This is a genomic window from Mycobacterium sp. E787, from assembly GCF_001668725.1.
Lineage (GTDB): Bacteria > Actinomycetota > Actinomycetes > Mycobacteriales > Mycobacteriaceae > Mycobacterium.
Map to the genome: position 1 here is coordinate 1 of NZ_LZKL01000012.1, position 13,955 is coordinate 13,955.

Annotated in this window: 13 protein-coding genes and 1 pseudogene; 4 read left to right on the forward strand and 10 right to left on the reverse strand. The window is 68.9% G+C overall.

All coding sequences use genetic code 11. From position 1 onward, the window contains the following. The 4 genes and pseudogenes from A5705_RS00605 to A5705_RS00620 form a co-directional block, all read right to left on the reverse strand. Positions 1 to 1,012 (reverse strand): annotated as a pseudogene (locus A5705_RS00605) (ATP-binding cassette domain-containing protein); the annotation flags it as partial. Next, entirely contained in the window at positions 1,009 to 1,884 is an 876-nt protein-coding gene (locus A5705_RS00610; RefSeq protein ID WP_068274542.1) for an ABC transporter permease, read from the reverse strand. The gene A5705_RS00610 and the pseudogene A5705_RS00605, both read right to left, overlap by 4 nt. Next, complete coding sequence (locus A5705_RS00615; protein WP_068274545.1) at positions 1,877 to 2,803, reverse strand: ABC transporter permease; 927 nt, start codon at positions 2,801 to 2,803, stop codon at positions 1,877 to 1,879. The genes A5705_RS00610 and A5705_RS00615 overlap by 8 nt, the downstream gene beginning before the upstream one ends. 1 nt (position 2,804) lies before the next feature. Next, the gene (locus tag A5705_RS00620; protein WP_067884379.1) at positions 2,805 to 4,421 is read right to left on the reverse strand and encodes an ABC transporter substrate-binding protein; all 1,617 of its coding nucleotides are present in this window, start codon (positions 4,419 to 4,421) and stop codon (positions 2,805 to 2,807) included. A gap of 426 nt (positions 4,422 to 4,847) precedes the next feature. Between A5705_RS00620 and A5705_RS00625 the strand changes: the two genes are divergently transcribed. Then, positions 4,848 to 5,381, forward strand: coding sequence for a hypothetical protein (locus A5705_RS00625; RefSeq protein ID WP_156762984.1), 534 nt, complete (start codon positions 4,848 to 4,850; stop codon positions 5,379 to 5,381). A gap of 11 nt (positions 5,382 to 5,392) precedes the next feature. Here the strand turns inward: A5705_RS00625 and A5705_RS00630 are convergent, their stop codons facing one another. Next, on the reverse strand, positions 5,393 to 5,887 hold the full coding sequence (locus A5705_RS00630) for a DUF4232 domain-containing protein (protein WP_068274747.1): 495 nt from the start codon (positions 5,885 to 5,887) through the stop codon (positions 5,393 to 5,395). Positions 5,888 to 6,053: 166 nt separating this feature from the next. On the opposite strand from A5705_RS00630, the gene acs reads away from it, so the two are divergent. Next, entirely contained in the window at positions 6,054 to 8,021 is a 1,968-nt protein-coding gene (acs, locus tag A5705_RS00635; protein ID WP_067884374.1) for an acetate--CoA ligase, read from the forward strand. A gap of 13 nt (positions 8,022 to 8,034) precedes the next feature. Here the strand turns inward: acs and A5705_RS00640 are convergent, their stop codons facing one another. Next, positions 8,035 to 8,730 carry a serine protease gene (locus A5705_RS00640; protein WP_156738609.1) on the reverse strand — a complete coding sequence of 232 codons (696 nt, stop codon included), beginning with the start codon at positions 8,728 to 8,730 and terminating at the stop codon, positions 8,035 to 8,037. A 260-nt stretch (positions 8,731 to 8,990) separates the two neighbouring features. Between A5705_RS00640 and A5705_RS00645 the strand changes: the two genes are divergently transcribed. After that, positions 8,991 to 9,521 (forward strand): phage holin family protein, encoded by a 531-nt coding sequence (locus A5705_RS00645; protein WP_067884368.1) that lies wholly within the window; start codon positions 8,991 to 8,993, stop codon positions 9,519 to 9,521. Continuing rightward, a complete protein-coding gene (locus A5705_RS00650; RefSeq protein ID WP_067884365.1) occupies positions 9,522 to 10,499 on the forward strand; it encodes an alpha/beta fold hydrolase in 978 nt (325 codons plus the stop codon). It begins immediately after the preceding gene. On the opposite strand, the gene marP is transcribed toward A5705_RS00650, so the two are convergent. The 4 genes from marP to nth are packed head-to-tail and all read right to left on the reverse strand — an operon-like array spanning position 10,492 to position 13,871. Beyond that, positions 10,492 to 11,685 carry an acid resistance serine protease MarP gene (gene marP / locus A5705_RS00655; protein WP_156738608.1) on the reverse strand — a complete coding sequence of 398 codons (1,194 nt, stop codon included), beginning with the start codon at positions 11,683 to 11,685 and terminating at the stop codon, positions 10,492 to 10,494. The genes A5705_RS00650 and marP overlap by 8 nt on opposite strands. An 11-nt stretch (positions 11,686 to 11,696) precedes the next feature. Next, positions 11,697 to 12,518 carry a CoA pyrophosphatase gene (locus A5705_RS00660; RefSeq protein WP_067884407.1) on the reverse strand — a complete coding sequence of 274 codons (822 nt, stop codon included), beginning with the start codon at positions 12,516 to 12,518 and terminating at the stop codon, positions 11,697 to 11,699. A gap of 17 nt (positions 12,519 to 12,535) precedes the next feature. Beyond that, on the reverse strand, positions 12,536 to 13,174 hold the full coding sequence (locus tag A5705_RS00665; protein ID WP_068274549.1) for a TlpA disulfide reductase family protein: 639 nt from the start codon (positions 13,172 to 13,174) through the stop codon (positions 12,536 to 12,538). 16 nt (positions 13,175 to 13,190) lie between these two features. Then, positions 13,191 to 13,871, reverse strand: a complete 681-nt coding sequence (gene nth, locus A5705_RS00670; protein ID WP_068274552.1) for an endonuclease III — start codon at positions 13,869 to 13,871, stop codon at positions 13,191 to 13,193. Positions 13,872 to 13,955 lie beyond the last annotated feature (84 nt).

The window sequence follows — 13,955 nt, forward strand, 5'->3', positions numbered from 1 at the left end:
GGTGGGCGGCAACAGGCCCAGCACCATCCGGCGCCAGCGTCGATTTGCCCGAGCCCGACTCCCCGGCGATTGCCAACGTGCTCGCCCGACGCACGCGGAACGACACGGCGTCGACCGCGCGAAATTCCGTGTGCCGCCACGGCGCCCCGCGTGACTCCCGGTAGACCTTGGTGAGCTCGGAGGCGGCAAGAAGATCGTCGGTGGGCCGAGTCGGGATGTGCGCCCGGGTCCGGGGAGTCAGCGACGGCGCGGCCGCCACCAGGCGCTGGGTGTATTCGTGGCGCGGCTCCCGTAGAATCGATTGCGCCGCACCGGTTTCCACCACCAGGCCCCGATGGACGACCACCACGGTCTCCGCCCGCTCAGCGGCCAACGCCAGGTCGTGGGTGATCAGCAGCAACGCGGTCCCGAGTTCCGCGGTAAGCCCCTGGAGGTGGTCCAGCACCCGCCGCTGGACCGTGACGTCAAGCGCCGACGTCGGCTCGTCGGCGATGAGCAGCTTCGGCCGTCCGGCCAAGCCGATCGCGATCAGCGCGCGTTGACACATGCCGCCGGAAAGCTGATGGGGATACTTGGCGGCCTGCCGCACGGGATCCGGCATGCCCGCCTCGGCGAGCAGCTCGAGCGCGCGCCGTCGCGCATCGCGACCAGAAGCGTTGGTCCGCAACGCTTCCCGGACCTGAAGCCCCACCTTCCAGACCGGGTTGAGGTTGGTCATCGGATCCTGCGGGACGTAGCCGATGTCGCGGCCCCTGATCGACCGCAGCACCCGGCGGTCAGCAGCGGTGATGTCGAGCCCGTCGAAGACGATGCGACCGGCCGAGATTCGTCCGCCGGGTGGCAGCAGCCCGAGGATCGCGGCGGCCGTGGTGGATTTCCCGGACCCGGATTCGCCGACCACCGCGACGGTCTGACCGCGCCGCACCGTCAGATCCACGCCACACACCACGGCCCGATCCCCGAAACTGACCTCGAGGCCCTCGACCGACAGCAGCGGCTCGCCGGGATTCATGCGCGCCGCCCCCGCGAGGCCGGGTCCAACGCGTCACGCAGGGCGTCGCCCATCATCATGAAGGCGAGCACCGTAATGGCCAGCGCGCCGGCCGGATAGAACAGGATGGGCGAGCCCGACCGCAGGCGGCTCTGTGCCAGATTGATGTCGCCGCCCCAGGACACCACCGACGCCGGTAGGCCGACGCCAAGGTAGGACAGCGATGCCTCGGTGACGATGAACACGCCGAAGGCCAGGGTGCACACCGCGAAGACCGGACCCAGGGCGTTGGGCAGCACGTGCCGAATCAGCGTTTGAAAGTTGCTCATTCCCAACGCCTTCGCCGCAAGCACATAGTCGCCGGCCCGCGCCTCGAGCACCGCGCCGCGGGCGACCCTGGCCACCTGCGGCCAGCCGAACAAGGCCAGGATGACCACCACGGTCCACACCCTGCGGTGGTGCATGACGCCCATGATCACGATGGCCGCCAGCAGCAGGGGTAAGCCGAAGAACACGTCGGTGATGCGCGAGACGACGGCGTCGATCCAGCCCCCGTAGAAGCCGGCCAACGCGCCCAGGGCGCCGCCCACCGCGAACACCAGCAGGGTGGCGCCGAGACCGACGATGACCGAGGCCCGCGCCCCGTAAACCGTTCGCGCGTAGATGTCGTGGCCTTGCAGGTCGGTGCCGAACCAGTGCGCGGCCGACGGGGGCAGCAGGCTCTGGCCCGGATCGGCGTAGCCGGGATCGATGCCGGTGAACAACGCCGGGAACAGGGCGACGGCAACGATGAGCGCGATCAGCGCGGCGGCGACGATGAACTTCGGGCGCCGCCGCAGCCCGCGCCAGGTGTCGCGCCAGAAGCCGTGGCGATCGGGGCTGCGTTCAGCCATAGCGGATCCGGGGATCGAGGGCGGCGTACAGCAGGTCCACCGCCAGGTTGGTGATCAGGTAGATGACCACCAGCACCGTCACTATCGACACCACCGTCGGCGCCTCCTGCCGGGTGACGGCCTGATACAGGACGCCGCCGACGCCGTGGATGTTGAAGATGCCTTCCGTCACGATGGCCCCGCCCATCAGCGACCCGAGGTCGGCGCCGAGGAACGTCACCACGGGGATCAGCGAGTTCCGCAGGATGTGCACCGTCACGACCCGGCGCCGCGACAACCCCTTGGCGGTGGCGGTCCGGACATAGTCGGTGTGCGCGTTGGCGGCCACCGCGGACCGGGTCAACCGCACCACGTACGCGAACGACACCGCGCCCAAGACGATTCCGGGCAGCAGCAACCGCCCGAAGGTCGCCCGCTCGCCCACCGTGACGGGCGCGATTCCCAGCCGCACACCGAACACGAATTGCGCCACGAAGCCCAGGACGAATATCGGGATCGCGATGATGACTAGGCCGGCGATCAGCACCGTCGAATCGAAAACTCCGCCCTCGCGCAGGCCCGCGACCACCCCGAAGCCGATCCCGAACACCGTCTCCACCGCCACCGCGATCAGCGCCAGCCGCAGGGTCACCGGAAAGGCATGGGCCAGAACGGCACTGACCGGCAACCCGGAATAGGAGCGCCCCAAGTCGCCGCGCAGGATGCCGCCCAGGTAGCGCAGGTACTGCACAGCGAACGGATCGTCGAGGTGGTAGCGCGCGCGCAGCGCGGCCGCCACCGCGGGAGTGAGCGGCCGGTCCCCGGCCATCGCCGCCACCGGATCGCCGGGCAGCAAGAACACCATGCCGTAGATCAGCAGGGTGGCGCCGAGGAAGACCGGCACCATGACGGCGATCCGCCGCGCGATGTACCAGCCCATCTCAGGCCTTCACGATGTTCTCGTAGTCGGGCAGGCCGTTCCAGGTGACGTGCACGTCCCTGACCTCCGCCGACCAGCCCACCACGCCGATGTTGTCCCACAGGGGAACGACGGGCATGTCGTGGAACAGGATTCGCTGCGCGGCGTTGACCAGGTCGTCCGACTGCGCAATGGTCGGCGCGGCCTCGGCGGCCGCCAGCGCCGCGTCGAAGTCGGGGTTCGCGTAGCCGACGTCGTTGGAGCCCGCGCCGGTGGCGAACAGCGGGGCGAGGAATTCGATCATGGACGGATAGTCGCCCTGCCACGCGGCGCGGAACGCTGTCGCGATGGTGCGGTTGGTGATCTGGGTGCGAAAGCCGGCGAAGGTCGGCTGCGGCGCGCCGACGGCGTCGATTCCCAGCACGTTCTTGATGCTGTTGGCCACCGCGTCCACCCATTCCTGATTACCGGCGTCGGCGTTGTAGGCGATGGCGTACTGGCCGGCCCACCCCGAGATCGCGTTGGCTTGCGCCCAGAGTTGCCGCGCGCGATCGGGATCGAAGTTCAACACGTCGTTGCCCGGCAGGTTCGGGTCGAAGCCCGGCAACGACCGGGCGGTGAAATCACGCGACGGCGTGCGGGTGCCCAGGAAGATCCGCTGGCAGATCTGCTCGCGGTTGACGGCGGCCGACAGCGCAAGCCGGCGCAGGCGCCCTTCCTCGCCGCCGAAGTGCGGCAGCCGCAGCGGGGTGTCGAGGCTGTGCTTGACCGCCACCGGGCCGCTGGTCACGTTGTCACCGAGGTCGCGTTTGTAGACCGGCAGCGCGCTCGGCGGAAGCGTGTCCAGCACATCGAGATTCCCGGACAGGAGGTCGGCGTAGGCGGTGTCGAGGTTCGCGTAGAACTCGAACCGCAAGCCCTTGTTGCGCGGTGTCCGGTTGCCGTGGTAGCCGGGATTGGGCCGCAGGTCGATCTTGACGTTGTGCTCCCAGGCCGGCCCGTCGGGACCGCCCGCGAGCTGGTACGGGCCGTTGCCAAAAGGGTTGCGGCCGAAGGCGGCCATGTCGCGGAATGCGGCGTCCGGCAGCGGGTAGAACGCGCTGTGGCCCAGCCGCAACACGAAGTCGATTGTCGGCGCCGTCAGGCGCACGGTGAACTCGAGATCGTTGACCACCCGCAGCCCGGACATGGTGGTGCGCTTGGCATCACGCCCGGCCACTTCGTCGAACCCGTCGATCGGGCTGAAAAAGCTTTGCTGCAGTTGGGCATTGGAGCTCAGGGCGCCGTAGTTCCACGCGTCGACGAACGAGTGGGCCGTCACCGGCGAGCCATCGGTGAATTTCCAGCCGGGCTTGAGGACCACGCGATAGTTGACGTTGTCGGTGGTCTCGATCGACTGGGCCACCTCGTTTGCCGGGTGCCCCGCGGCGTCATAGGACACCAGGCCGGCGAAGAGCCGGTCGATGATCCGCCCGCCGTTGCTGTCGTTGGTGCTGGTGGGAACCAGCGGGTAGGGCGGTTCCCCGCCGTTGACCAGCACCAGATCGGGAGTCAGGACGCCGCCACCGCAGCCGCCCAGGGACCCGGCCGCCAGCATCCCGGCGGCGATCACGGCCAGCGCGGCCCGCATCCGACGCATGCCAGCGACCCTAGTGACGGTCGCAAGCGCGGCGCAGCCGGGCGCAGCGGGCCGTCACCAACAGACCTAGTGACGGTCGCAAGCGCGGCGCAGCCGGGCGCAGCGGGCCGTCACCAACAGACCTAGTGACGGTCGCAAGCGCGGCGCAGCCGGGCGCAGCGGGCCGTCACCAAACGACCTAGTGACGGTCGCAAGCGCGGCGCAGCCGGGCGCAGCGGGCCGTCACCAAACGACCTAAAGCCTCCGGCGCCGATGGCCGAACGTGGCGCTCGCCGTGACTAGGATTGCGCTGTGACAGCGCAGGACGTCGGCGTTCAGGTCGGGTATCTGGCGGCGATGTTCGTGATTATCGCGATCGGATTCGCCTGTCTGTTGATCGGGTCACGCTCACGCAGTCGAGCGGCCCCGGGACGGCCGCGCCAACCCTTGAAGTCGGGCAACACGCTGATCGTCACCGGTGCCGTGCTGCTGGCAGCGGGTGCACTGGGAATCGCCGGAATTCTGCTGCGACCACACTTCCGGAGCCCGTTCGACACCGACAAGTCCATCCGGGTGGGTGAGTGCGTCGACCAAACCGCCTTTCTCACAATGCGTTTCAGTTCCAATCCGGGAAACGACTGTGCCAACCGGGCCAACATCTACGAACTCGCCTTCAAAGGTGGTGGCGAGGCCTGCCCGGACGGCAAACGCGGTGACTCCGTTTACAGCCGGTACACCGATGGGGTCACGCTGCTGTGCTTCGCGCTCAACCTCAGGCAGGGTCAGTGTTACCAGCCGGCCAGCGGCGCCGGGAACCTGACAATGCGGCCCGGCGACTGCGGAGAGCCGCAGCCGTCGCAAACCATGGTTGTGCAGCGCATCGACGGCAGCACGGACACGACGCGCTGCCCGCCCGGCGATAAGACGATCGTCTATCCCTCGCCGGCCCGCGTCTACTGCCTGGCGCCGGCCGGTTCCTGACCGCGCGCCGTTCAGCCGGCCGTAACGGGGTGGACCTGCAGGCGGCAGGCGTCGATGGTGGCCGGCACGTTGAACACCTCGATGATGCCGGGCGGGCTGACTGCCAGGTCGGTGTAGGTGGGACATGCGTTGCCCTGGTCGTCGTAGCCCACGCCCTCCACGATGGCTTGCGCTGAAGTCGACAGCGAGAGGACGGCGCTGGGCGGCACGTCCACCCCGGCCGGCAGGCCGCCCATGTACCCGCGCGGAGTGGGCTGGGCATGGATCGCCGGGCCGCCGGCGCCGGAGTCGACGACCGGGTAACCGGTGAGCGTGCACGGGTCCGCTCCGCCGGCGAGCGTGAACATCAACGTCAGCCCGCGGTGGCCCGCGGCACCCTGGGTGGGGGATGCGCTGACGGCGACCTGTTCGGACCAGCACGGCGTCGGTTGGTCGACGCTGTCGGCCGGTTCGGCCCAGGCGAGTGGCCCAGCCGGGGCGGTGGCCACGTAACTCGTTGCGGCCACGGCGAAGCTGGGCACCCATCGGCGAAGCCGCCGCCCGTGCGGTCTCGGCACATCGGTGATTATGCGCCTTGGGGGCGCAATTGAACCCCGATTGGGGAACCGCTTTTCACCTCGAAGGTCTAGGCTCACTGACGGTTGACGCGCCTGAAACATTAGGAGGAAACCAGTGACCGCCACGCGCACCGAGGGCCCGCCGTATCCGTCGTCGTATCCGCCGCCGGCGGAGTTCGCCGAGCAGGCCAACGCCGGTGAGGAGCTGTACCGCGAGGCCGACCTGGATCGGCTGGCCTTCTGGGCCAAACAGGCCCGTCGCCTCTCGTGGTCGACGCCGTTCACCGAGATCCTGGACTGGTCGGAAGCGCCGTTCGCCAAGTGGTTCGCCGACGGCGAGCTCAACGTCGCCTACAACTGCGTTGACCGCCACGTGGAGGCGGGGCTCGGCGATCGGGTGGCGATCCACTGGGAGGGTGAACCGGGCGACAGTCGCAGCCTGACGTATTCCGATCTGCAGGCGGAGGTGTGCAGGGCGGCCAATGCGCTGACCGAGCTCGGGCTGGTCGCCGGCGACCGGGTCGCCATCTACATGCCGTTGATTCCGGAAGCCGTGATATCGATGCTCGCCTGCGCGCGCTTGGGCATCATGCACAGCGTCGTGTTCGCCGGATTCACCGCGAAGGCGCTGCGCGCCCGAATCGCCGACGCCGAGGCCAAGTTGCTCATCACCAGCGATGGGCAGTTCCGCCGGGGCAAGCCCTCACCGCTGAAGGAAGCGGCCGACGAGGCGGTCGCGCCCGGCCCCGACGGCCCCAGCTCCATCCAGCGCGTTCTGGTGGTGCGCCGCACGGGGATTGACGTGTCCTGGAACGACGAGCGAGACCTGTGGTGGCACGACGTCGTCGACGCCGCGTCGTCCGAGCACGTCCCGCAGCCGTTCGGCGCCGAGCAGCCGTTGTTCCTGCTGTACACCTCGGGCACCACCGGCAAGCCCAAAGGGATCGTGCACACCAGCGGGGGGTACCTGACCCAGTGTTCCTACACGCACTACTACGTCTTCGACATCAAACCCGAGACCGACGTGTTCTGGTGCACCGCCGACATCGGCTGGGTCACCGGACACAGCTACGGTGTCTACGGTCCCCTCTCGAACGGCGTCACCGAGGTCCTGTACGAGGGCACGCCCGACTCGCCCACCCAGCACCGGCATTTCGAGATCATCGAAAAGTACGGCGTGACAATCTATTACACCGCGCCCACCCTCGTCCGCACGTTCATGAAGTGGGGCCGCGAGATTCCCGACGCGCACGACCTGTCCAGCCTGCGGCTGCTGGGGACGGTCGGTGAACCGATCAACCCGGAGGCATGGCGCTGGTACCGCAACGTGATCGGCGCCGAGCGCCTCCCGATCGTCGACACCTGGTGGCAGACCGAGACGGGTGCCGCGATGATCTCCCCGCTGCCCGGCGTGGCCGCGGCCAAACCGGGTTCGGCGATGCGGCCGCTGCCGGGCATCTCGGCCAAGATCGTCGACGACCACGGCGATCAGATCCCGCCGGGCAACGACAAGGGCGAGCACGCCAGCGGCTACCTTGTCCTGGACCAGCCCTGGCCGTCGATGCTGCGCGGCATCTGGGGCGACCCGGAACGGTACGTCGAGACCTACTGGTCCCGGTTCGCCGAGCAGGGCTGGTACTTCGCCGGCGACAGCGCCTACTACGACTCCGACGGCGCCATCTGGGTGGTCGGCCGCATCGACGACGTGATGAACGTGTCGGGCCATCGCCTGTCGACCGCCGAGGTGGAGTCGGCGCTGGTCGGCCACGTCGCGGTGGCCGAGGCGGCCGTGGTCGGGATGACGGACGAGACCACCGGGCAGGCCATCTGCGCGTTCGTCGTCTTGTGCGCCGACTTCGAGGTGCACGACGGGATCGTCGACGAGTTGCGCGTCGAGGTGGCGCGGGAGATCTCGCCGATAGCCAAGCCACGGGAGGTCCACGTGGTGCCCGAGCTGCCGAAGACCCGCAGCGGCAAGATCATGCGCAGGCTGTTGCGCGACGTCGCCGAGAACCGGGAGTTGGGTGACACGTCGACGCTGTTGGATCCCGGAGTCTTCGACGCGATCAAGGCCGGAAAGTAGGGCGGCGAGCGGATCAGGCCGGCAGCGGCACGAACCCCGCGCCGGGGCGGTGCTTGGCGTTGATATCGGCGAGGTCGGCGTTGATCGACATCACCACCGCGGGCGTGTGCAACGGGATGTATTTGATGATGCACGTCGGCAGGTTGTCGCTGAACGCGCCGTGAATCATGCCGACCAGCAGGTTGTTGACGGTCACCGGCGCCCCGGAGTCACCGGGTTGGCCGCACACCTGCATGACGATGGTGCCCGGGTCCTGGCCCGGCCCCCAGGTGACCCCGCATGAGTTGCCGGTCGTTCGGCCCTGCTTGCAGGCGATCTGGCCGAAGGCCGGATCCGGGCCGATGCCGCTGATCAGGAAGCCGTTGTAGTTGGCCACCGGCGCCACCTTGGCCGGATCGAATTTGATCACCGCGTAGTCGAGGACGTCGTTGCCGGCGACCATGACGCCCAGCGGGCCCCTGTTCTGCGCTCCCTCGGCGGCGACCTGCGCGCCGGGACCGCCGCAGTGCGCGGAGGTGAAGCCGATCATGTCGCCGGCGGTATCGGTGCCGATCGTCGTCAGGGTGCACATGGTGTCGCCGTTGATGACGATGCCGGCCCCACCGCCCATCGGAACCCTGTCGTCGGCGGCCGCACGGGCGGGCACACCCATAAGTGCGACCAGTACGGCCACGATCGCCGCCCGGTAGCAACGGTAGGCCGTCTGCAAAGCAACACTCCCATCGCGCGGTCGGGCATCCCCAGTGGCCCGGTCAGTCTAGTCGGCTATGGTGTCCGGTTCGCCATGGTCGGTGTCGTCGCCACGCCGCTTTCCCTATTCCTTTCCCGCTCAAGGGGATCCATCAGCTTATTTCCCGGCGTCCGGCTTCGCTGCGGGGACGCCGGGCGGGAGTGGGCTTCGGCTGCCCTCGTCTGGCATGCCGCCGCATGGCAACATAAGCCGCGACGAGAACACCGAGAGGACGGCCTGTGAGCAAAGTCGATCGCAACAACGGCGTGCCCAGCACGCTGACCACGATTCCGTTGGCCGACCCGCACGCCAGGCCCGCCGAACCGTCGATCGGGGACCTGATCAAGGACGCCTCAGCCCAGGTGTCGACCCTGGTGCGCGCCGAGGTCGAACTGGCCCGCTCCGAGATCACCCGGGACGTCAAGAAGGGCCTGACCGGCAGCGTCTATTTCATCGCCGCGCTGGTGGTGCTGTTCTACTCCACGTTCTTCTTCTTTTTCTTCATCGCCGAACTGCTCGACACCTGGCTGTGGCGCTGGGTGGCCTACCTGATCGTGTTCGGGATCATGGTGGTGTTCGGCGCCCTGCTGGGGCTGCTGGGCTTCCTGAAGGTCCGCCGCATCCGCGGGCCGCGGGAGACGATCGAATCGGTCAGGGAGACGCGCACCGCGCTCACACCCGGCCACGACAAGCCCGCCGGGGAACCCAGGGAACTTCCCGAGTCCTCCGGCGGCAGGCACGAAAAACCCGCGGATCCCTCGGGTTGGTAGATGCCGGCACCAGATCCGTCGGTCACTCGCATCGACGGGCCGTGGCGCCACTTCGACGTGCACGCCAACGGCATCCGATTCCACGTCGTCGAAGCCCTGCCGGACCGACAGGATCATGCGGTTCCGCCCTCGGAGCCGGCGACGGCGCGGCCGCTGGTGATGCTGCTGCACGGTTTCGGATCGTTCTGGTGGTCCTGGCGCCATCAGCTGCGCGGGCTGACCGGTGCGCGGGTGGTCGCGGTCGACCTGCGCGGCTACGGCGGCAGCGACAAGCCGCCCCGCGGCTACGACGGCTGGACGCTCGCCGGCGACACGGCGGGGCTGATCCGCGCGCTCGGGCATTCGTCGGCGACGCTGGTTGGCCATGCCGACGGCGGGCTGGCCTGCTGGGCCACCGCGCTGCTGCATTCGCGGCTGGTGCTCGCCATCGCGCTGATCAGCTCGCCGCATCCGGCGGCGCTGCGCCGATCCACGCTGACGCGCCGCGACCAAAGTTACGCGCTGCTGCCTACATTGCTGCGATATCAATTGCCCGTCTGGCCGGAGCACCTGCTGACCCGGGACAACGCGGCGGAGATCGAACGCCTCGTCCGGATTCGAAGCTGCGCCAAATGGGTTGCTTCCGAGGACTTTTCGCAGACCATTGGCCACCTGCGGACGGCAATCCAGATCCCCGGCGCGGCGCACTGCGCGCTGGAGTACCAGCGGTGGGCGGTGCGAAGCCAGCTACGCGGCGAGGGCCGGCGATTCATCCGGTCGATGTCCCAACAGCTCGGCATGCCGCTGCTGCACCTGCGCGGTGACGCCGATCCCTACGTGCTCGCCGACCCGGTGGACCACACCCAGCGCTACGCGCCGCAGGGCCGCTACCTATCCATCGCGGGCGCAGGCCATTTCAGCCACGAGGAGGCGCCCGAGGAGGTCAACAGGCACCTGTTGAAGTTCCTCGAGCAGGTGCACCGGCGCGGCGTCAGCTGACGCAGGCCCCGGTAGCCACCTGTTGGGTGTCGCCGATCTTGGAAAGCTGGGAGGCCACCTCGTCGGCCGTCAGCACGAACCCGGTGTCGGGATCGTCGACGGCCGCGCCGAACACCACGCCGAGCACGTGACCGTTCAAGTCGATCAACGGCCCGCCCGAATTGCCTTGCTCAACATTGGCTCTGATGGTGTACACGTCGCGGGTGACCGGCGCCGGGTCCCGGTAGATGTCCGGGCCGCTGAGCCTGATCGCCTCCCGAATCCTGGCCGGCGTCGCGGTGAAGTTGCCGCCGCCCGGATAACCCAGCACCACAACGCTTTCGCCGCTCTTCGCCTCGCCCTGGGCGAAGGCCAGGGGCGGCGGCGGCAGGTTCGGGACGGCCAGGATCGCGATGTCCACCGACGGGTCATAGGACACCACGGTCGCGTCGAGGGGATTGCCGCTGGCGTAGATCTGCACGTTGTTGGATCCGGCCACCACGTGCGCGTTGGTCATCACCCGGTCGGGAGCGATCACAAATCCGCTGCCCTCCAACACTTTCTGACAGCTCGGCGCCAGGCTACGCACCTTGACGACGCTGGGCGCGGCGGTCGTCACCACCGGATTGGCGGCCAGGGCCGGGTCCGGAGACGCCACCGGGATCACCGGGGTGCGGCTGAACGGCTCGAGCACCGCCGGCAGCCCGGAAGTGTTCAGCAGTGCCGAGAGCCGCTTGGGCACCGTCTTGAGCCAGGGCGGTGCCAGCTCGTTGACTTGGGCCAGCACCCGCGAGCCCTTGACCGCGGAAGCCAGCTCTGGCTGGTCCTTGGACTGCGTCAGCGGCGTGGCCAACAGCCACGCCGCGGTCAGCACCACGACGAGCTGGACACCGACGCCGATGACCGAGTCGATCGTTCTTATTGCGCGACTGCGGATTGCGCCGCGAACGGCGCGCCCCAGCACCACGCCGGCGACCTCACCGACGACGACCAGCGCGAGGATCAGAAACAGCGCGGTGAACAGTTTGGCGCGCGGTGCGGCGATATGGCTGACGATGTGCGGCGCCAGCAGCACGCCCGCGATGGCGCCCAGCAGCACCCCGACGAACGACAGCAGCGAGCCCAGCGCACCCGAGCGCCAGCCCGAGATCGCCGCGATGAACGCGACCGCCAGGACGGCGATGTCCAGCCACTGCGACGGGGTCATCGAATTGATGTTCATCGGCGGGGCCCGCCCTCGTTGCCGACCAGCACCATCGCCTCGTCCAGCTCGCGGATGTCGGTGGTGTCCCAGGGCTCGGACCAGCCGGCCACATCGAGCACCGCGGAAATCACCTGACCGGTGAATCCCCAGACCAACATCTGGTTCAACAGAAACGCCGGCCCGGCCCACCGGCGGCCGAGGTTGCCCCGGTACACCATCAGCCGGTTCTCCGGATTGATGAAGGCGCGCACCGGAACTCGCGACACGATGGCCGTTTCCGTCTCGTCGATGACGCCCACCGGCCCGGGATCCGGCGAATAGGCGAGCACCGGGACGACGTGAAACCGCGACGGCGCGATGAAAGTGCGCTCCATGGTGGCCAGCGGATGCAGCCGATTCACGTCGAGCCCGGTTTCCTCGCGCGCCTCGCGCAGCGCGGTCGCGACCGGGCCCTCGTCGCCGGGATCGGAGGCGCCGCCGGGGAAGGCCGCCTGCCCGGCGTGATGGCGCAGCGTCGAGGCCCGCACGGTCAGCAGGAGATCGGCGTCGTCGGGCAGCCCGCCGCCGGATGGCCCGGACTCCGGACCCGAGAACAACACCAAAACAGCCGCCTCGCGATCGTCACCGAGCAGCGTTGCCATCGAGGACGCGGCCTTGGCGGCGGTCACCATCGCCAGCACGCCTGCCGGCAGCCGGTGCCGGTACGCCTCGGGGATCTGGCCCACGTTGTCCACCAGCGGACGCAACCAGGACGGTGACGCGTCGGGTCTGAGCGAAACCGGCGCCCGCCGATGGGTTTGGCCCCCGTCAGGCGGGGGTGTGCCCCCAGCGCTCACCGGCACCTCCCTCGGCCTCAACCCGCGTCGTTTCCGACGGCAGCCGCGATCTCGTCGGCATTGGCAAAAGGCCGCGGCAGCATTTGGGCAACGCTACCGTCCGGCCGGAGGACGACCGTCGCGGGCATCACATTTACCACACGCAGCGCGGCCGCGACCCGACGACGGCCGTCCTGCAGGGTCGGGAGCCGAACGCCCAACTCCGCCAACCGCAGTAGCGCAGCCGTCTCGTTCTCGTCCTGGTGCACCGTCACCACCATCACGTCCGAGCCGACCCGTCGCTGATACTCGGCCATCGCGGGAAGCTCGGCGGCGCAGGGACCGCACCAATAGGCCCACAGGTTGAGGACCACCCGGTGTCCGGCCACCGCGCGCGCGACGTCGACGGCCGAACCGTCGGCGGCGCATTCCACCGTGACACCGCGCAGCGCCGCCGGGCCGGCGCCATCCCCGGCGGCCGGACACGGCGGCAGGTCGGCGCGCCGCCGGGGACCCGCCAGCGCGGACGGGGTGTCGGCGTCGCGGTGTTCCCGCAGCGCCGGCGTCTGGGTGGTGGCGGTCGGTGCGGAATCATCGTGCAACTGGGCCACCAGGGCCACCACCAAAGCCGCCACCACCGCGAGGATCGCGACGGTCCAGCGCGTCGTGCGGGTCACGGCCTCGCGCCCGGTATCAGAGCCCCACCAGGGCCAGCAAGTGCTCGGTCTCGGGACCCTGCACGAGGGGCGCGGCGAGCAGCGGTTCCGTCGGCCCGAGGCCAAACGAAGGGCAGTCCTTGGCAAGGACGCAGGCGCCGCAGGCGGGTTTGCGGGCATGGCACACGCGGCGGCCGTGGAAGATCACCCGGTGGCTCAGCATCGTCCACTCCCGGCGTTCGATCAGGTCGCCGACCGCGTGCTCGATCTTCACCGGGTCCTTTTCAGCGGTCCAGCGCCACCTGTGTACCAGCCGCGAGAAATGGGTGTCGACGGTGATTCCCGGGATGTCGAAGGCGTTGCCCAGGATGACGTTGGCGGTCTTGCGGCCCACCCCGGGCAGGGTGACCAGCTCCGCCATCGTCGACGGCACCTCGCCGTCGAACCGTTCGACCAGGGCCTGTCCGAGACCCATGAGCGACGCCGCCTTGTTGCGGAAGAAGCCGGTGGGGCGGATGAGGTTCTCGAGTTCGTCGCGGTCGGCCTGCGCATAATCCAGCGCCGTGCGATACCGCTTGAACAATGCGGGTGTCGTCAGGTTGACCCGTTTGTCGGTGCTCTGCGCCGAAAGGATGGTGGCCACCGTCAGCTCCAACGGCGTCGTGAAATCGAGTTCGCAATGCGCATGCGGAAAAGCTTGCGCCAGTGCCCGATTCATTCGGCGCGCGCGACGAACCAGCCCGACGCGCGTTTCTTTGGACCAGCGGTCGGCGGAGGCACCGTCGGGCGAGGATGGCGTTGA